The organism is Novosphingobium sp. JCM 18896, from assembly GCF_025938095.1.
Classification (GTDB): Bacteria; Pseudomonadota; Alphaproteobacteria; order Sphingomonadales; family Sphingomonadaceae; genus Novosphingobium.
The window spans coordinates 335,828-351,498 of the sequence record NZ_JAPCZF010000002.1 but is presented as its reverse complement, the minus strand read 5'-3'; the positions used below and the strand labels follow the sequence as shown (position 1 = coordinate 351,498).

The following is a 15,671-nucleotide window of genomic DNA, read 5'->3' as shown; positions in this document are numbered from 1 at the left end:
TTCCTCCCTCCCGGACTTGGAACGGCCGCCGCACTCCCGCGATCCCGAAAGGACCGGCCATCCGTCGCGCGCTGGCATTTCTCCTGGCTGCAGCCGTCTCGCTGACCGGGGCGAATGCCTCGGCGCTCGACCGCGAAAGCATCGCCGAGCAGCGCTTCGGCAACGACGCGGCCTGGTACCGCGACCGCATCCCCTTCTTCGAATCCGCGGACCCGAAGCTCGATGCGGTCTGGTACTATCGCTGGGGGCTGTTTCGCGCGCACCAGCGCGATCTCGGCGCCGAAGGCTATATCACCACCGAGTTCCTCGACGACGTCTCGTGGCAACGGCAGCCCTATGCCAGCCTCAACGACGCCAGCGGCTTCCACATCGCCGAAGGGCGCTGGCTGAACGACCGGCGTTTCACCGACGACTACGTCGCCTTCATGTATGCGGGCGGCAACGACCGGCACTTCACCGATCACATGGCGGACTCGGTCTGGGGCCGCTACCTCGTCGACGGGAACCGCGATGCCGTGCTGCGGCACCTGTCGGTCATGCGCCACGTCTACCGGCTGTGGGACGAGAAGTACGACTTCGCCAAACGGCTCTACTTCGTCGAGCCGCTGCTCGACGCGACCGAATATACCGTGTCCTCGATCGACGCCTCGGGCGGCAAGGACGGCTTTCGCGGCGGCGATTCCTTCCGGCCCTCGGTCAACAGCTATATGTTTGCCAATGCCCGCGCGCTCGCGAACATGGCGCGGCTGGCCGGCGATGCGGCCATGGCGCGCGAATACGACGCGCGCGCCGCGGACATCCGCGAGCGCGTGCTGGCCGACCTGTGGAGCCCGCAGCTTTCGCACTTCATCGACCGCTATCAGGTCGACAACGAGCATGTGAAATACTGGCAGCCGATCCGCGCGCGCGAGCTCGTCGGCTATCTGCCTTGGATGTTCGATCTCGTGCCCGACGATCCGCGCTATGCCCAGGCCTGGGCGCACCTGCTCGATCCCAAGGCGCTCGCCGGCAAGGCTGGGATGCGCACGGTCGAGGCCAGCTACGAGCACTACATGCGCCAGTACCGCTATCTGGGCACGGCGCCCGAGTGCCAGTGGAACGGTCCGGTCTGGCCCTACCAGACCACGCAGGTGCTCATGGCCATGGCCAATCTGCTCGACCACTACGAGGGCACCGGACCGGTCACGCGCGGCGACTACATGCGGCTGCTGCGGCAATATGCCGCGCTGCACTATCAAGACGGCCGGCTCGATCTCGAGGAGGACTATCATCCCGAGACGGGTAGGCCGATCGTCGGGCTCGACCGCAGCCACCACTATTTCCATTCGGGCTTCGTCGACCTGGTCCTGACCGGGCTGGTCGGCATCCGCCCGCGTGCCGACGACGTACTCGAGATCAATCCGCTGCTGCCCGCGGCCGGCGATGCCCAGGCGTTGGCCTGGTTCCGTGTCGAGAACGTGCCCTATCACGGCCATAGCCTGGCGGTGACCTGGGATGCCGACGGCCGCCATTACGGCCGTGGTGCGGGGCTCGCGATCGAGGTCGACGGCCGCGAGGTCGCGCGCCGCGCCACGCTGGGGCGGCTGACGCTGCCGATCGCGCGGCGTGCGCAGCCGGCGATCGTGCGCGAGGCGAACCAGGCGGTGCAACTCGTGCGCGGACAGTTCCCCAAGCCCAGCGCATCGAGCAATCCGGATCCCGAGAAGCTGCAGGACGCGGTCGACGGCCGGGTCTGGTTCTATCCCGAACTGCCCAACGGCTGGGATTCGTCCGGCGCGGGCCAGCCCGAATGGTTCGCGATCGACTTCGGCCGGCCCGTGCCGCTGGCCGAGGCCGAACTGGCCTTCTTCGCCGACGGCCGCCGCTTCGCCGCGCCGCGTGGTGTCGAGATCGAGGTCTGGCGCGAGGGGCAGTGGCAGTCGGTGGCCAAGCCCGTGCGAGCGCCGCTGGCGAACGGCGTCACGCGGATCGACTGGCCTGCGGTCTCGACCGAGCGTATCCGCCTGCGGATGACGCCGGAGCGCGGGCGGGCGATCCGGCTGGTCGAGTTCAAGGCCTTCAGTCGGACGCGATGACCCGGCGCACGGGCGTACTGCCCTCGCTGACATATTGCCGGATATGCGGCTTGCCCTCGATCAGCGCTGCCGACCTGGGCAGGGCCTCGCGCACCCAGGCGCTGGCCATGTGCGCGGCGTGGACTGCGGCATCGGCATAGACCTCGACGACGACATAGGTGTCGGCCTCGTCGACGCTCTTCGCCCAGCCGTAGTGGACGACGCCGGGTTCGTGCGCGCGCGTCATCGCCGCGACGTGGGTCATCAGCGCCTCGTAGGCCGCCGCATTTTCCGGCGCGACGCGCAGGTGGGCGATCATCGTGATCACGCCTGGCCCCTCTGGCCCGCGGCGAGCGGATCGGCCACCGCGCCCGCGCCGCCGATCGGGCCGACGATCTCGATGACATGGCCCTCGTTGTCGGCGACGACCGCGGCGCGCACGGCATGTTCGGGGCGATCCTCGCCCGCGCGCAGCACGCTGCCGCCGGCGCTTTCGACCGCGGCGATCGTCGCGTCGACGTCGGCGACGTTGAAGGCCAGCCAGACCTCGCGCGGATAGGCGGGCAGCGCGGGGGCGGGGACTTCGAGGAATTGGGTGAGGATCAGCATATGCGTGGTCGAATCGCCCGAGACCGAGAGCCACGACTGCTGCTGGCGCACGTCGCCCTCGCCGCCGAGGTTGCGCGCCACGGGCTTGAGCCCGATCGCCTGGTAGAACCGATCGGCGGCGTCGAGATCGCGCACCACGAGCTTGGTTGCATGCATCGCCAGGATCATGTCTGCTCTCTCCCGTCTGGCGCATCGCGTGACTGCGCTCTAGACATTTGAGCAACTGCCTAACATTCGGCCAGAAACGGAGTCAACGCTTGGAGACCGACGCATCGTCCCCGCCGCGCGAGGCGATCCTCGACGCGACGATCGAGCTACTGCGCGAGGAGGGCTATGCCGCGGTCAGCTCGCGCCGCATCGCCACGCGCGCGGGGCTCAAGTCGAAGCTGGTCCACTACTACTTTCGCAACATGGACGAGCTGTTCCTTGCGGTGTTCAAGCGCATCGAGGACGAGCACTTCGCCCAACTCACCCAGGTCCTCGCGCAGCGCAAGCCGCTGCGGGCCTTGTGGCGGCTGTCGATGGATTCGACCAACACCGCCATGGTGCTCGAACTCAATGCACTCGCGACGCACCGTAAGGTCCTGCGTGCCGAGATCGCGCGGGCGAGCAAGCGGCTGCGCCTGCTCCAGTCCGCCGTGATCGAGCGCGCGGTCGCCGAATCGGGCAGCGACGGCGCGCCGCTGTCGCCGATCATCCTGTCGGTGCTCGCGCTCGCGGTGTCGCGGCTGCTGGCGATGGATTCGGTGCTCGGCGTCGATTGCGGGCACGAAGAAACGCTCGGCTGGATCGAGGCGCTGATCGCCCATGTCGAGGACGGCGCGCCGCTGCCCGCCTGACCTCTCCCGGCCTGCCCCCAGCCTGCCCCATTGACAGCCACGCTCCCGTTCGACAGATTTAGGCGACTGCACAAAAAATAGAACGGAAGAGGATCTGGCGATGGCGGGACTGTCGGGCAAGAGGGTGCTGGTGACCGGGGCGAGCGGCCTCGTCGCCTTTCCGGTGGCTACCGAACTGGCCAAGGCGAACGAGGTCCATGCGCTCGCGCGCTGGTCCGACCCCGAGCAGAAGCGCAAGATGGAAGCTGCGGGCGCGCGGACGGTCACCTTCGATCTCGCGAACCCCGATCTGTCTTCGCTGCCGGACGTCGACGTGGTGATCAACTACGCCGTGCTGCCCCAGCAGTATGCGCAGTCCTACGAGGTGAACACGGCGGCGACCGGACGCCTCGCGCGCCGCTATCGCGATGCCGAGGCCTTCGTCCACGGCGGCACCGGCTCGGCCTACGAATACCAGGGCGAGCGGGCGCTGCGCGAGGACGATCCCTATGGTCTCCACGCCTCGATCGAGAACTACGCGGCGAGTAAGATCGCCTCGGAATTCCTGCTTCGGCACGTGAGCGAGGACTACGGACTGCCGGTCACGATCGTGCGCATCTTCTCGTTCTACGGCCCGCGCGGCGGCGCGATCACCCAGCGGATCGACCAGGTCGCCGCGGGCCAGCCGGTGAGCGTCTATCCCGGTGTCCGCAACGTCTACACCCCGCTCTACGAGGACGACTACGTCGAGAAGACGATCGCCGCCGCGGGCATCGCCAAGGTCGGTGCCGAAGTGGTCAACGTCGGCGGGACCGAGCCGGTGACGATCCAGGAATACTGCACGATCGCCGGCGAGATTCTCGGCAAGGAGCCGGTGTTCGTCGAGAACAGCAAGGCCTGGCCGATCTGGGGCGACACGACGAAGATGGTCGCGCTGCTCGGGCCGAACAAGGTTTCGGTGCGCGAGGGCGTGCGGCGCGTGATCGAGAGCCGGCGCGAGCGGCTGGCCGGTGCGCACCACGTGGTCGGGGAGCCGACGGAATGACCGATCTCGAACGCCTGATCGAGCTCGAGGCGATCCGCCACATGAAGGCGCGGCGCGACCATGCGGTCGATCGCAAGGACTGGGACACCTATGCCGCGCTGCACAGCGACGATTATGTCGCGATGTCGATCGGTGCCGTGCCGATCGTCGGCGGCAAGGCGGCGGCGGCGGCGCTGGCGGTGCAGATGGCCGGGGTGACCACGGTCCACCACTGCCACACGCCGGTGATCGAGTTCCAGGACAGCCACAACGCCACGGGCGTCTGGGCGATGGAGGACAACCTCTTCTGGTACCGCAACGGCGAGAAGCAGTGGCTGCGCGGTTTCGGCTTCTACCACGAGACCTATCGCAAGGAGGCCGACGGCCTCTGGCGCTTCACCTATCGCAAGCTCGAACGCACCCACGCCGAGACCTCGCCCGGCGCGCGCGCGATCGCGGCGGACTTTTCGGGCGAGAACCTCATCGTCGGGGTGGGGTGATCACCGTCATCCCCGCGAATGCGGGGACCTCTATCGATCTTGCCCGAGATCGCGGAGACACGCCGGCCAAAGGTCCCCGCTTTCGCGGGGATGATGAGAATGTTGCAGAGACAGAAACGGAGAGAATGACATGAGCAGACTGGCCGGAAAGGTCGCCGTGGTCACCGGCGCGAGCCAGGGCATCGGCCTCGCCATCGTCCAGGCCTTTGTCCGCGAGGGCGCGGCGGTGGTGATGTCGGCGCGGCGCGGCGAAGTGCTCGAGGCCGAGGCGCAGAAGCTCACGGATGCCGGGGCGCAGGTCCTGGCCATCACGGCCGACGTTGCCAGCCGCGACGATGCCAGCCGCACGATCGCCGCGGCGGTCGAGCGTTTCGGTCGGCTCGATGTGCTGGTCAACAATGCCCAGACCACGCGCCAGGCCGGGGTCGAGGCAATCACCGACGAGGCGATCGCGCTGACTTTCGGCTCGGGGCTGTTCGGCACGCTCTATCACATGCAGGCGGCCTTCCCGCATCTCAAGCAACGTGGCGGTTCGGTGATCAATTTCGGCACGCGCCAGGGCATCTATGGCGAGCCCGGCGACGGCATCTACGGCGCCAACAAGGAAGGCGTGCGCGCGCTGTCGCGCTCGGCCGCGCGCGAGTGGGGCCAGTTCGGCATCCGCATCAACGTGATCAATCCGGCCGGGCTCAGCCCGGCGGCGGCGCGCTTCTTCGAACAGAACCCCGAGCGCGGACAGAAGTACATGGACGATATTTCGCTGCGCCGCTTCGGCGATCTCGACGCCGACATCGCCCCGGTCGCGGTGTTCCTGGCGAGCGAGGACAGCCGCTACGTCACCGGCCAGACGATCAACGCCGACGGCGGCCAGGTCATGCTCTGACGGAACCGGAAGCGACGATCCGCGCGGCCCCGCGCCACAAAATGGTGTTTCGCTGTAAAATGAGAATGACTCGCAATAGAGATAGGGCTATTGGCGCTCCCAACTAGGGAGCAAATCGTGAAGCGCATTCTCTGCATGTCGGTTGGGACCGTTCATGGTCCGTCCGTCGGGTCGACCGATCGATGAGCGCGGGCATGACGAGTCCGCGTATTCTCGCCTGGCGGCGGCGCGGGGACATGACCCTGCGCGTGATCGCCGCCGTGCCGCTCGGCTATGCCGTTGGCAGTCTCTGGGCGATGGCGCTTGCGCGGCTGCTGCCGGGTGACCGGGCCGAGGCCACGGTCGCGGCGACGCTCGTCGCCTTCGCGCTTTGCGCTTTCGCCGCGATGTGGGCCTTCGCGGCGCGCAGCGGCTGGCGCGCCTTCTGGACTCTGGCGCTGCTCGGCGCCCTGGCCGGCGGGATCACCTGGCTGTCCATCGCATCGACGGGGCGTCTATGAGCAAGAGCTTCCGCCAATCGCAGTCGTTCCTGCACACCTGGTCGGGCCTGATCCTCGGCTGGGTGCTGTTCGTGATCTTCGTCGCGGGCACGATCGCCTATTGGCGCGAGGGGCTCAACCGCTGGATGCGACCCGAGCTCGACCGCGTCGAGGAGCCCTATGTCGTGCTCGCGGGGGCGCAGCGCTTCCTCCAGAACAAGGTGCCCGATGCCAAGTCCTGGTCGATCTCGATGCCGAGCGCGCGCTCGCCGGGTTCGCAGGTGTTCTGGCAGCCGCAGCCCAAAAAGGGCGAGGAGAAGGGCCGTCGCGGCGGTCGTCGTGGTCGCGACAACCAGGCGCTGATCGGCGCCGACGGCGTGCCCACCGTGGCGCGCGACACGCGCGGCGGCGACTTCTTCTACCGCTTCCATTTCGACCTGCACTACATGCCGATCATCTGGGCGCGCTGGCTCGTCGGCATATCGGCCATGGCCATGCTGATCGCGATCCTCAGCGGCATCGTTACGCACAAGAAGATCTTCAAGGACTTCTTCACCCTGCGCCGCGGCAAGGGCCAGCGATCGTGGCTCGACGGGCACAATGCCACGGCCGTGCTGTCGCTGCCGTTCCACCTGATGATCACCTATACCGGGCTCGTCACCTTGATGGCGATGCTGATGCCCTGGGCCGTGGTCGCCAACTACACCGATCGCGAGACGATCTCCGACAAGCTGTTCCCGCACGTCGAGGAGCCCGAGCGTTCGGGCCGGCCGATGCCGATGGTCGATCTGACCGGGGTGGTGCGCGATGCGGAGAAGCGTCTCGGCGGTCCCGTCGGCTTCATCAGCGTGCGCGAGCCCGGCGATGCCGCGGCGCTGATCACGGTCACGCGTTCGGCCAATTCGATGCTGTCGTCGCGCGAGCCGTCGCTGGCCTATGACGCGAGCGGCAAGCTGTTCTGGCAGTCGCCGCCGCCGGGCGGCGCGAACGAGACCGCCGGTGCCATGATCGGTCTGCATGCGGGGCGTTATGCCGACTATGGCCTGCGCTGGTTCTACTTCCTCTGCGGTCTGGGCGGCTGCCTGATGGTGGCGAGCGGGCTCGTGCTGTGGACGGTCAAGCGGCGCGAGAAGCTGCCCGATCCGGCGCGGCCGCATTTCGGGTTCCGTCTGGTCGAATGGCTCAACGTCGCCGTCGTCGGCGGTTTCCCCTTCGGCATCGCGGCGATGCTCTGGGCCAACCGGCTGCTGCCGCTGGGCATGAAGGGCCGCGCCGAATGGGAAGTGCACGGGCTGTTCATCGCCTGGGCCCTGGCGCTGGTGCTCGCCAGCCTGCTCAAGGCGCGGCAGGTCTGGACCCTGCTGCTCGGCGCAACGGGCGTGCTGCTGGCCGCGCTGCCGCTCTACAACGTGGTGGCGACCTCGCGCGGGCTGCCCGAGACCCTGGCCCAGGGTGATTTCGTGCTGGCCGGTGTGGACCTGGTTCTGATCCTCTTCGGTCTGGGCTTCCTGGCGACGGCAAAGCGCGTCGCCTCGCACCGGACGGCCGAGCCGCGGCGCAGACGGCGCGAGACGCCGCCGGCTCCCGCCCAGACCGAGTCTTTCGGAGAACTGGAGCCTGCCGAATGACGCTGCTCTGCATCATCAGCGCGGTGATCGCCTTCGCGCTCTTCGGCCTGTCGACCGACAACCACCACCAGCACAGGCTCGGCGCGCGCCCGGGGACCTTGCGCAAGCGCGCGTTCAAGCGCGGGGCCTGGGTCGCGGTGGCAGTCTGCTGCGTGTTCGCCTTCGCGGCTGAGGGCGCGATCTACGGTGCGATGTTCTGGATCGGCGCGTTGAGCTTCGGCGCCGCCGCCAGCTTCCTGTTCTTCAATCTGGCGCCCGTCGCCAAGCCAAGGAATTCGAAATGAGCCCCAAGCACATCGCCCTGCCGCTCGCCCTGCTCGTCACGGTCCCGGCCCAGGCGCACGAGGTCTGGGTCGAGCGCGACGGTGCCGGCCCGGCGCGGATCTATCTGGGCGAGCCCGAAGCGCCGCTGCCCGAAGGCGGCGATCCCGAATTCGATCATCTCCAGGCGCCCAAGCTGCTGCCGGCGAGCAGTGCGGCGCAGGCGCGCAAGGCGGGGTATATCGAAGTGGCGGTGCCCGCCGGCGACGTGCGCGTCCACGACGACAACGTGTTCAAGCCCTGGGGGCCCGAGGGCAAGAAGCAGAGCATCGTCTATTACGCCCGCGCCGGTCGCGGCGAGGCGCGTGCGGTCCTGCCGCTCGAACTGGCACCCGCGAGCGCCGGCGGCGATCGCTTCGTGCTGACCCGCGACGGAAAGCCCGTCGCCGACGCCGCGGTCACCGTCATCTCGCCCGACAAGTGGACGCGCTCGCTCAAGACCGACGCCCAGGGCGGCGTCACCGTGCCGCTGCTCGGCAAGGGCCGTTATCTGCTCTCGGCCTCGCAGAAGGACGAGGGCAGCTTCGAGACGCCGCACGGCCCGGTCACGGTCCTGCATCGCACCACGACGACGACTTTCGTGCTCGACTGACGCCTTTTTGCCCAATCGCGTCGACGACGGCGCCCGCCGGCCTCGCGGTCGGCGGGCGTTTTGCGTTTCGGCTCAGGAAAGCCCGCGCACGTAGGCGTCGACCGTGCCGGCGCAGCCGATCTTGTCGTCGCCTTCGAGATCGGCGTAGCGCACGATCGAGTCGCGGATCGACGGGCTCTTGGCGCCGCAGGCGCAGGGGCTGAAGTCGATCGAGACCTTGTCGCCCGAGATCACGCCGCCCCAGCGCCCGTCGATCGACAGGTCGAAGAAGGCCGCGCGGCCCTCGTACTCGCCTTCTGCGATCGGCAGCAGATTGTCGCCGCTCTTGTCGAGAATCAGCGGCACGAGCCAGGCGGGGAGGTGATAGCGCCCGCCCTTCTGGCACCGCGGCATGCCCGAGTGGAGCTCCTGCATCGAGTAGTTCTGGTAATTGCGCTCGGGCTGGATGTTGAAGGTCTCGTAGACGAATTCGCGATAGTCGGCCGGCAGATTGGCGCGCTTGAGGCCGCCGCCGACGTAGATCGAGTTCTTGGGATTGAAGTCCTTGGCGCTGTAGCCGCTGTCGCGCACGGCCTTGGCGACGTTGTAGAGGCCCGACCACAGGCCGGTCAGATGCAGTTTGTCGCCGCGCGCCGCGACGAGCGCCTCGGCGGTGATGCCGACCGCGTCCTCGACCGCCTTGGCGCGTTCGGCCGAGATGCGTTCGAACTCAGCCAGTTCTTCGGGCCGGATCGTGCCATCGGCGATCTTCTTGCGCGCGACGACCATCTGCGTGAGGCTGCCGACGGTGATCGGCGGCACCGGATAGTTGAACCGTTCGGAGTTCGGATCCTGCAAGGTCGAGACATAGGCCTCGCCGGTGGCGGCGTTGCGCGGCACGCTGGCGACCGGGGCCAGGCCGAAGATGCGGCGGCTGCGATCGAGCGGCACGCCCGAGCCCCAGGTGTAGGCCTGCGGCGCCTCGCGCTTGCACCATTCCATGTCGGCGTTCGAGGCGACGAGCATCGCCGACTTGCCCGTGGTGCCCGAAGAGCACGACACGTTGTGACCGCCGGCTTGCAGCGTTTCGACCCAGTGATCGACGTCGCGCACGGCGTCCTTGGCGATTGCCGGCACGCGATGCGTCGATACCGAATCGAGCCACTTCGAGAGCTTGTCCCACTTGCCTTCCATCAGGAAGCTTTCGGGATAGGACTTGTAGGCCGTGTGCGGCAGCAGCAGCGGCACGGCTTCCTCGAGGCTGCGAATCTCGGTGATCCCGGCCTCTTCGGCGCGATGCCGGAGCAGCTTGATCTTGCCCACGCGGTCCTGGAAGCGCGCGTTCATCGCCGCGATCTGCGCCTCGCGCAGGTCGGCCGCAGCGTAGTCGTACCGATCGGGGGATTCGACCAGGCTGGTCAGTCGCTCGATTGCCCCAATTTCCATCGTCGTCGCCATGCTTCCGCTCCCAATGCCGCCATTCGGATAATGGCAACTTATGCGTTTCATTATACTATGTGACGGCAAAAGCAAGGGCGATCGGCATTGGCGCTTAACGGCCCGCGTCACCGGCGGTAGGTGAGGCTGACTTCTGATTGGAGCGGAACGCGGATGGCGATGTTCTCGAAAATGATGGCGGCGCTCGGCATGGCGGCCCTGGCGACGGCGCCGGCCCATGGCGCGGGTTTCGACGTGACCGCGATCGGCGTGCGCGGCGGGCTCGACGACGGCAATCTCTCGGCCTGGATGATCGCCCCGCAGGGCCAGTCCAAAGCGGTGATGTGCGACGCCGGCAGCCTGGTGAACGGGATCGAGGTCGCGCGACGCCGCGGCACGCTCAAGCGCTCACGCGAGACCATCCTGCACGACGACATCGCCGGTTATCTGATCAGCCATCCGCATCTCGACCATGTCGCCGGCATGCTGATTGCCTCGCCCGAGGACAGCGCCAAGCCGGTCTACGCGCTACCCTCGGTCGGCCGCGTCCTGCTCGACAGCTATTTCAACGGCAAGGCCTGGGCGAACTTCACCGATCGCGGCCAGGCGCCGATCGGCAAGTACAAGCTCGTCGATCTCGTGCCGGGTAAGGCGCTGCCGCTCGCCGGCATGGCGATGCAGGTCACCGCTTACCCGCTCGCGCACGGCGGCATGGAATCGACCGCCTTCCTCGTCGAGGCGCAGCAGGATGCGATCCTATGTCTGGGTGATACCGGTGCCGACGTGGTCGAAGGCCAGCCCCGCCTGGCCGAACTGTGGCGCGCGGTCGGCCCGCTGATCGCGGCGCGGCGGCTCAAGGCGATCATCATCGAGGTGTCCTATCCCAGCGAGCGCCCGCGCAACCTGCTGTTTGGCCATCTGACGCCGGCGCTGTTGTTCGACGAACTCGCGCAGCTCGAGACCGCGGCGGGCGGCAAGGGATCGCTGAAAGGCCTGCCGATCGTGGTGAGCCACATCAAGCCGGCTGGTTCGGGCGAGGATCCGCGCGCGCTGATCGCCCGGCAACTGAGCGCCGCCAACCGTCTCGGCGTGAACCTCATCATTCCGAGCCAGGGGCAGCGCTGGACCTTCCGCTAGGCCGTGGCCGCCTTGGCGGCATCCTTGATCCAGTCGCCGCTGTCCTTCGCCTGCTCGTAGATGTCGAGGTGGCGGATCTTGTCTTCCGGGGTGAAGCGATAGACCGCGATCACGTTCTTCTTGATGAACTGGTCGCCGCGCTGGTGGCGTTCCTCGATCTCTTGAAACACCGCGTCGCCCACTTCGGTGATGTGGAACTGGGTGAATTCGAACTGCGTACCGCCGCGGGCCCAGCCGGTGAGGAATTCGGTATAGGCCGGCCAGTCGAGCTCTTCGAGATAGGCGCCAACGCGTTTGAATTCGTCGACCGCGACGAATTCCGCGACGGGCGCATAGTCCGCGGGTGAGGTGACCCCTGCGGCGAGCACCGCGCCCTGCGCCGCAGTGAAGCGGTTGACGACCTGGGTCAGCGGGCCGAGCGCGTTGTTGGTCGCGGTGGCGGTTACGATCTGCGTCATGGTTGCTCCTCTCTGTGTTTCGACGTGCGTTCGGTTGCGCCGACCCAGCCGTCGAGCATCGAATGATAATGGGCGAGGCGCACTTCCTGGCGGGTCAGTGCCATGTGATCGAGGCCCGAATTGCGGAGGCCGCGTTGCTGGCGCTGCATCATCTCCCAATCCTGCTCGAGCGCGAGGAAGTAGGGAAAGTGCTCGCCTTCCGGGACTTCGCGCAGAGGCTCGCGCTTCGCAGGGCGTTCTTCGGGCGGTAGCCACATCAGGTTCTGCACGAGCCAGTGGCAGCGACCGGGATCGCCGTCGGGGTGTGGGGTGGACAGGATCACGGTCGCCTCGCCCGCGCGGATCGTCATGAACAGGTTGGGGAAGACGAGGTGGAAGTGGTTGTCGCTCATCTGCGTGTCGGTGAGGCCCGACACGTCCAGCCCCTTGGCCTCCAGCGTCGCGCGTGTCGCCTGCTGGAGCAAGAGCCGGCCGGTGACGCCTTCGGGAAAGGCCAATAGGCCCGCGTCGTCGCGATGGGCGTCGAGCAGGGTTTCGAACCGCGGCAGCACTTCGGCGACGCCGGGAAAGGTCGCGGGCAGGCCGCGGATCGATTCCGCCTGGCTTTCGGGGCCGAAGGATTCGAGGTTCGCCGCGCCGAAGGGCCCCGTGGCGACGCTGTGATCGCCGAAGAAGCCATAGCGCTCCTGCGATTCGTCCATCGCCGCGATCAGTTCGGGATGGACCGCCTGGATGTGATAGCCCTCCTGGAAGGCGTCCATCACCACCTTCCAGTTGCATTCGAGCGCCTCGCGCACGTTGAGGCCGACGGGGATCATCTCATCGAGCCGATAGGGCGCGAGAAGGCCGGCGATCTCGCCGAGGAATTCGCGTAGCGGTGCGGCCTGGCGATCGGGATTGAGAAAGACGAAGCCGGCGAAGCATTCGGTCGGCACTTCGACGAGACCGAGTTCGTCCTTGCGGCCGACGAAGTCTTCGAGGCTGCCGGCGAAATCGGGCTTGGCAACTGCGAGCAGCTTGCCGTCGAGCCCATAGGACCAGTTGTGATAAGGGCAGGTGAAGCGGGCGGACCGTCCTTTCCCTTCGCACAGGGCATTGCCGCGGTGGCGACAGGCGTTGACGAAGCCGCGGATCCGGCCGTCGCGCCCGCGGACGATCAGGAACGACTGGTCGAACAGCCTGTACTCCGTCCAGTCGCCCACCTCGGGGATGTCGTCGGCGCGGCCTGCCGCTTGCCAGACGTGCATCCACAGTCGCTCGCGTTCGCGGCGATGATGGTCGTCTGCATGATAGCGCGCGGTCGAGACGCGCATTTCGAACGTGGCGAAATCGATCTCCGCGATCAGGGGGCCATGGTCGATCGCCTCGCCCGGTCTCGTCGTCATCGCGCGCTCCTCTCGACGCCATGGCTATCGCGGCGATGGAAACGATTCAATAATAAATGTCATGAGTCATTCTTATTTATGCTTGACCCTTTGGCGCCGCCGCAGCAGGACGGTGTCATGAAGGCCGAAAGCGAGACGCTGCTGTTCACTGGCAAGCCGGCGAAAGCCTCCCGTGAAGGCGCTCGTGGACCGGGTCGGCCCTCGCGCGAGCAGATCGAGGCGCGCAATCGCGAATTGCTCGACCATGCGCTCGACCTGTTTCTCGAGCGCGGCTTCGCCGGAACGACGATCGAGGCGATCATCGACGATCTCGGCATGGCGCGGCGCACGGTCTATGCGCGCTACGGCGACAAGATCACGCTGTTCAAGGCCGCGCTACAGCGGGCGATTGACGACTGGGTCGTGCCCGAAGAGCAATTGCGCGCCGCCGAGAGCGAAGATTTCCAGCAGACGATGCTCGGCGTCGCGCGATTGATGGTAGGCCATGCGACGAGCCCGTCGGGCATGCGCCTGACCCGGATCGCGCACGCAGAGGTCATCCGCATGCCCGAGATCGGCGCATACCTAGCCGAGCGGACCGAGCGACGGGCCATGGCCTATCTGGTCGACCTGTTCCGGCGGCGACTGGCTCTGGCCGATCCCGAAGACGCGGCGAAGGCGTTCATGCTGTTGGTGGTGGATGGGGCCTTCCAGGCGCGGGTCTGGCATGGCTCGGACGATGCTGAGATCGAACGGCAGACCGCCTACCGGACCGGGCTTTTCCTGAACGGGGTGGGCTAGTCGGCGTCGAAGCAGACGGGCAGCGATCGAACCTGGCTCGTCACGAGGAACAACGAAAATCGCCTGGGAGCGATGGCCGGCGCAAGCCTGCCCGGTGTCTGCTACCCTGCTGAGAATGTAGGAGAAACTGGATGCCCCGCGAGGATTCGAACCTCGATAGACGGAATCAGAATCCGTAGTCTTACCATTAGACGACGGGGCAACAGGCGGGTGCCTCTAAGCGTGTCGGGCAGCCGCGTCAAGCGGTCCTCTTGCCCCTTTCTCACACTGCGGCTAGCATCGTGTCAGGTACCCGTCGCAATCGGCGGGAAAAACGATAACGAGTGCTTAGACTATGGCGGAACAGTTTCCGCCGGTAAGACGCACAGGGGCTAAGGGCGACAGGGACGCGACGACGAACGAGCGCAATGCCGACGTTCGCAATTGCGCGTCCTCGACGCCTTTACCCGGGCAGCGCGCCGGCGATGGACCGTACGGGAATGGTCCGCCAGGCGGGCCGCAGCTTCCCATTCCACGGCTCCCTGATCAAAGGCAGGGCACGGGCCCCAGGCAAGCCTATGCGGCCATCGACCTCGGCACCAACAACTGTCGCCTGCTGATCGCACGGCCTTCGGGCGAGAATTTCGTCGTCATCGATGCCTTCAGCCGCGTCGTGCGGCTGGGCGAGGGGCTGGCGCAGACCGGCCTGCTCAGCCAGGCGGCGATGGACCGCGCACTGGCGGCGCTCCACGTCTGTGCCGACAAGCTCTGCCGCCGTTCGGTCCAGCTCGCGCGTTCGGTCGCCACCGAGGCTTGCCGCCGCGCCAGCAATGGCGAGGCCTTCATCGAGCGCGTGCGCCAGGAGACGGGCATCGCGCTCGACATCATCAGCGCGCGAGAGGAAGCGCGGCTGGCCGTGCTCGGCTGCCACATCCTGCTCGAACCGGGCGAAGGCCCGGCGATGATCTTCGACATCGGCGGCGGCTCGACCGAACTCGTGCTGATCGACAGCACCGCGCCGGTGCCGCGCATTCTCGACTGGCAGTCGGTGCCCTGGGGCGTGGTCTCGCTGTCCGAGACCTGTGGCCCCGAGGGCGACAGCCAGGCCGCGCGCACGGCACGCTACGTGCGCATGCGCGAGCTCGTGAGCGACAGTTTCGCGCCCTTCGCCGATCGCGCCACGCGGTTCCGCGCGCAGGATCCGGGCAAGGGGCCGATGCGCCTGCTCGGCACCAGCGGCACGGTGACGACGCTCGCCAGCCTGCATCTCGATCTGCCGCAATACGATCGCCGCGCGGTCGACGGGCTGATCGTTCCGGCCGATTCGATGCGCGCGATCTCGACGCGGCTGTCGTCGATGTCGATCTTCGAGCGTCGCGAACTGCCCTGCATCGGCCGCGAGCGCGCCGATCTCGTCGTTGCGGGTTGCGCGATTCTCGAAGCGATTCTCGACGTCTGGCCGGCCGACCGGCTCGGCGTCGCCGACCGCGGGATACGCGAGGGCATCCTGCGCAGCCTGATCGCCGCCAACGGCCAGGGCGAAAAGATGCGCGCCGAGCTTCGCCGCATGCGGGATCTGGGCTAGGGCCGGAACATGAGTATTTCGAC

The 15,671-nt window shown here is 67.3% G+C and carries 17 protein-coding genes and 1 tRNA gene; 12 read left to right on the top strand and 6 right to left on the bottom strand.

Annotated features, from left to right (window positions below):
- Positions 1–41: 41 nt before the first annotated feature.
- On the top strand, positions 42–2,075 hold the full coding sequence (locus OLX23_RS07600; RefSeq protein ID WP_413629813.1) for an MGH1-like glycoside hydrolase domain-containing protein: 2,034 nt from the start codon (positions 42–44) through the stop codon (positions 2,073–2,075).
- Here the strand turns inward: OLX23_RS07600 and OLX23_RS07595 are convergent.
- Both OLX23_RS07595 and OLX23_RS07590 read right to left on the bottom strand, forming a co-directional pair.
- On the bottom strand, positions 2,059–2,373 hold the full coding sequence (locus tag OLX23_RS07595) for a putative quinol monooxygenase (RefSeq protein ID WP_264444905.1): 315 nt from the start codon (positions 2,371–2,373) through the stop codon (positions 2,059–2,061). The two genes, OLX23_RS07600 and OLX23_RS07595, sit on opposite strands and share 17 nt — an antisense overlap.
- A 5-nt stretch (positions 2,374–2,378) precedes the next feature.
- A complete protein-coding gene (locus OLX23_RS07590; RefSeq protein ID WP_264444176.1) occupies positions 2,379–2,831 on the bottom strand; it encodes a VOC family protein in 453 nt (150 codons plus the stop codon).
- 89 nt (positions 2,832–2,920) lie between these two features.
- On the opposite strand from OLX23_RS07590, the gene OLX23_RS07585 reads away from it, so the two are divergent.
- The 8 genes from OLX23_RS07585 to OLX23_RS07550 all read left to right on the top strand — a co-directional run bounded on the left by OLX23_RS07585 (position 2,921) and on the right by OLX23_RS07550 (position 8,908).
- Complete coding sequence (locus OLX23_RS07585) at positions 2,921–3,502, top strand: TetR/AcrR family transcriptional regulator (protein ID WP_264444175.1); 582 nt, start codon at positions 2,921–2,923, stop codon at positions 3,500–3,502.
- A gap of 100 nt (positions 3,503–3,602) precedes the next feature.
- Positions 3,603–4,526: an NAD-dependent epimerase/dehydratase family protein gene (locus OLX23_RS07580; RefSeq protein ID WP_264444173.1), complete on the top strand. Its 924-nt coding sequence runs from the start codon at positions 3,603–3,605 to the stop codon at positions 4,524–4,526.
- Positions 4,523–5,005 carry a nuclear transport factor 2 family protein gene (locus OLX23_RS07575; RefSeq protein ID WP_264444171.1) on the top strand — a complete coding sequence of 161 codons (483 nt, stop codon included), beginning with the start codon at positions 4,523–4,525 and terminating at the stop codon, positions 5,003–5,005. Before OLX23_RS07580 ends, OLX23_RS07575 begins: the two co-directional genes overlap by 4 nt.
- A 130-nt stretch (positions 5,006–5,135) precedes the next feature.
- A complete protein-coding gene (locus OLX23_RS07570) occupies positions 5,136–5,888 on the top strand; it encodes an SDR family NAD(P)-dependent oxidoreductase (protein WP_264444170.1) in 753 nt (250 codons plus the stop codon).
- A gap of 194 nt (positions 5,889–6,082) precedes the next feature.
- Complete coding sequence (locus tag OLX23_RS07565) at positions 6,083–6,388, top strand: hypothetical protein (protein WP_264444168.1); 306 nt, start codon at positions 6,083–6,085, stop codon at positions 6,386–6,388.
- Positions 6,385–7,995 carry a PepSY-associated TM helix domain-containing protein gene (locus tag OLX23_RS07560; RefSeq protein ID WP_264444167.1) on the top strand — a complete coding sequence of 537 codons (1,611 nt, stop codon included), beginning with the start codon at positions 6,385–6,387 and terminating at the stop codon, positions 7,993–7,995. Before OLX23_RS07565 ends, OLX23_RS07560 begins: the two co-directional genes overlap by 4 nt.
- The gene (locus tag OLX23_RS07555; protein WP_264444166.1) at positions 7,992–8,279 is read left to right on the top strand and encodes a DUF3325 domain-containing protein; all 288 of its coding nucleotides are present in this window, start codon (positions 7,992–7,994) and stop codon (positions 8,277–8,279) included. The genes OLX23_RS07560 and OLX23_RS07555 overlap by 4 nt, the downstream gene beginning before the upstream one ends.
- Entirely contained in the window at positions 8,276–8,908 is a 633-nt protein-coding gene (locus OLX23_RS07550) for a DUF4198 domain-containing protein (RefSeq protein ID WP_264444165.1), read from the top strand. The genes OLX23_RS07555 and OLX23_RS07550 overlap by 4 nt, the downstream gene beginning before the upstream one ends.
- 72 nt (positions 8,909–8,980) lie before the next feature.
- Here the strand turns inward: OLX23_RS07550 and OLX23_RS07545 are convergent, their stop codons facing one another.
- Positions 8,981–10,345 carry a hypothetical protein gene (locus tag OLX23_RS07545; RefSeq protein WP_264444163.1) on the bottom strand — a complete coding sequence of 455 codons (1,365 nt, stop codon included), beginning with the start codon at positions 10,343–10,345 and terminating at the stop codon, positions 8,981–8,983.
- Positions 10,346–10,504: 159 nt separating this feature from the next.
- On the opposite strand from OLX23_RS07545, the gene OLX23_RS07540 reads away from it, so the two are divergent.
- Positions 10,505–11,461 carry an MBL fold metallo-hydrolase gene (locus OLX23_RS07540; protein WP_264444162.1) on the top strand — a complete coding sequence of 319 codons (957 nt, stop codon included), beginning with the start codon at positions 10,505–10,507 and terminating at the stop codon, positions 11,459–11,461.
- On the opposite strand, the gene OLX23_RS07535 is transcribed toward OLX23_RS07540, so the two are convergent.
- Both OLX23_RS07535 and OLX23_RS07530 read right to left on the bottom strand, forming a co-directional pair.
- Positions 11,458–11,919 (bottom strand): hypothetical protein, encoded by a 462-nt coding sequence (locus OLX23_RS07535; protein ID WP_264444160.1) that lies wholly within the window; start codon positions 11,917–11,919, stop codon positions 11,458–11,460. The genes OLX23_RS07540 and OLX23_RS07535 overlap by 4 nt on opposite strands.
- The gene (locus OLX23_RS07530) at positions 11,916–13,304 is read right to left on the bottom strand and encodes an aromatic ring-hydroxylating oxygenase subunit alpha (RefSeq protein ID WP_264444159.1); all 1,389 of its coding nucleotides are present in this window, start codon (positions 13,302–13,304) and stop codon (positions 11,916–11,918) included. Before OLX23_RS07530 ends, OLX23_RS07535 begins: the two co-directional genes overlap by 4 nt.
- Between OLX23_RS07530 and OLX23_RS07525 the strand changes: the two genes are divergently transcribed.
- Entirely contained in the window at positions 13,272–14,084 is an 813-nt protein-coding gene (locus OLX23_RS07525; protein WP_264444158.1) for a TetR/AcrR family transcriptional regulator, read from the top strand. The two genes, OLX23_RS07530 and OLX23_RS07525, sit on opposite strands and share 33 nt — an antisense overlap.
- 128 nt (positions 14,085–14,212) lie before the next feature.
- Here the strand turns inward: OLX23_RS07525 and OLX23_RS07520 are convergent.
- A tRNA-Gln gene (locus OLX23_RS07520) sits at positions 14,213–14,286 on the bottom strand.
- 132 nt (positions 14,287–14,418) lie between these two features.
- On the opposite strand from OLX23_RS07520, the gene OLX23_RS07515 reads away from it, so the two are divergent.
- Complete coding sequence (locus tag OLX23_RS07515) at positions 14,419–15,648, top strand: Ppx/GppA phosphatase family protein (RefSeq protein WP_264444157.1); 1,230 nt, start codon at positions 14,419–14,421, stop codon at positions 15,646–15,648.
- Positions 15,649–15,671 lie beyond the last annotated feature (23 nt).

Coding starts and splice junctions, on each gene's coding strand:
- OLX23_RS07595 (WP_264444905.1), bottom strand. CDS start 2,373: ATGATCGCCCACCTGCGCGTCGCGCCGGAAAATGCGGCGGCCTACGAG.
- OLX23_RS07590 (WP_264444176.1), bottom strand. CDS start 2,831: ATGATCCTGGCGATGCATGCAACCAAGCTCGTGGTGCGCGATCTCGAC.
- OLX23_RS07580 (WP_264444173.1), top strand. CDS start 3,603: ATGGCGGGACTGTCGGGCAAGAGGGTGCTGGTGACCGGGGCGAGCGGC.
- OLX23_RS07575 (WP_264444171.1), top strand. CDS start 4,523: ATGACCGATCTCGAACGCCTGATCGAGCTCGAGGCGATCCGCCACATG.
- OLX23_RS07570 (WP_264444170.1), top strand. CDS start 5,136: ATGAGCAGACTGGCCGGAAAGGTCGCCGTGGTCACCGGCGCGAGCCAG.
- OLX23_RS07565 (WP_264444168.1), top strand. CDS start 6,083: ATGACGAGTCCGCGTATTCTCGCCTGGCGGCGGCGCGGGGACATGACC.
- OLX23_RS07560 (WP_264444167.1), top strand. CDS start 6,385: ATGAGCAAGAGCTTCCGCCAATCGCAGTCGTTCCTGCACACCTGGTCG.
- OLX23_RS07555 (WP_264444166.1), top strand. CDS start 7,992: ATGACGCTGCTCTGCATCATCAGCGCGGTGATCGCCTTCGCGCTCTTC.
- OLX23_RS07550 (WP_264444165.1), top strand. CDS start 8,276: ATGAGCCCCAAGCACATCGCCCTGCCGCTCGCCCTGCTCGTCACGGTC.
- OLX23_RS07545 (WP_264444163.1), bottom strand. CDS start 10,345: ATGGCGACGACGATGGAAATTGGGGCAATCGAGCGACTGACCAGCCTG.
- OLX23_RS07540 (WP_264444162.1), top strand. CDS start 10,505: ATGTTCTCGAAAATGATGGCGGCGCTCGGCATGGCGGCCCTGGCGACG.
- OLX23_RS07535 (WP_264444160.1), bottom strand. CDS start 11,919: ATGACGCAGATCGTAACCGCCACCGCGACCAACAACGCGCTCGGCCCG.
- OLX23_RS07525 (WP_264444158.1), top strand. CDS start 13,272: ATGGTCGATCGCCTCGCCCGGTCTCGTCGTCATCGCGCGCTCCTCTCG.
- OLX23_RS07530 (WP_264444159.1), bottom strand. CDS start 13,304: ATGACGACGAGACCGGGCGAGGCGATCGACCATGGCCCCCTGATCGCG.
- OLX23_RS07515 (WP_264444157.1), top strand. CDS start 14,419: ATGGCGGAACAGTTTCCGCCGGTAAGACGCACAGGGGCTAAGGGCGAC.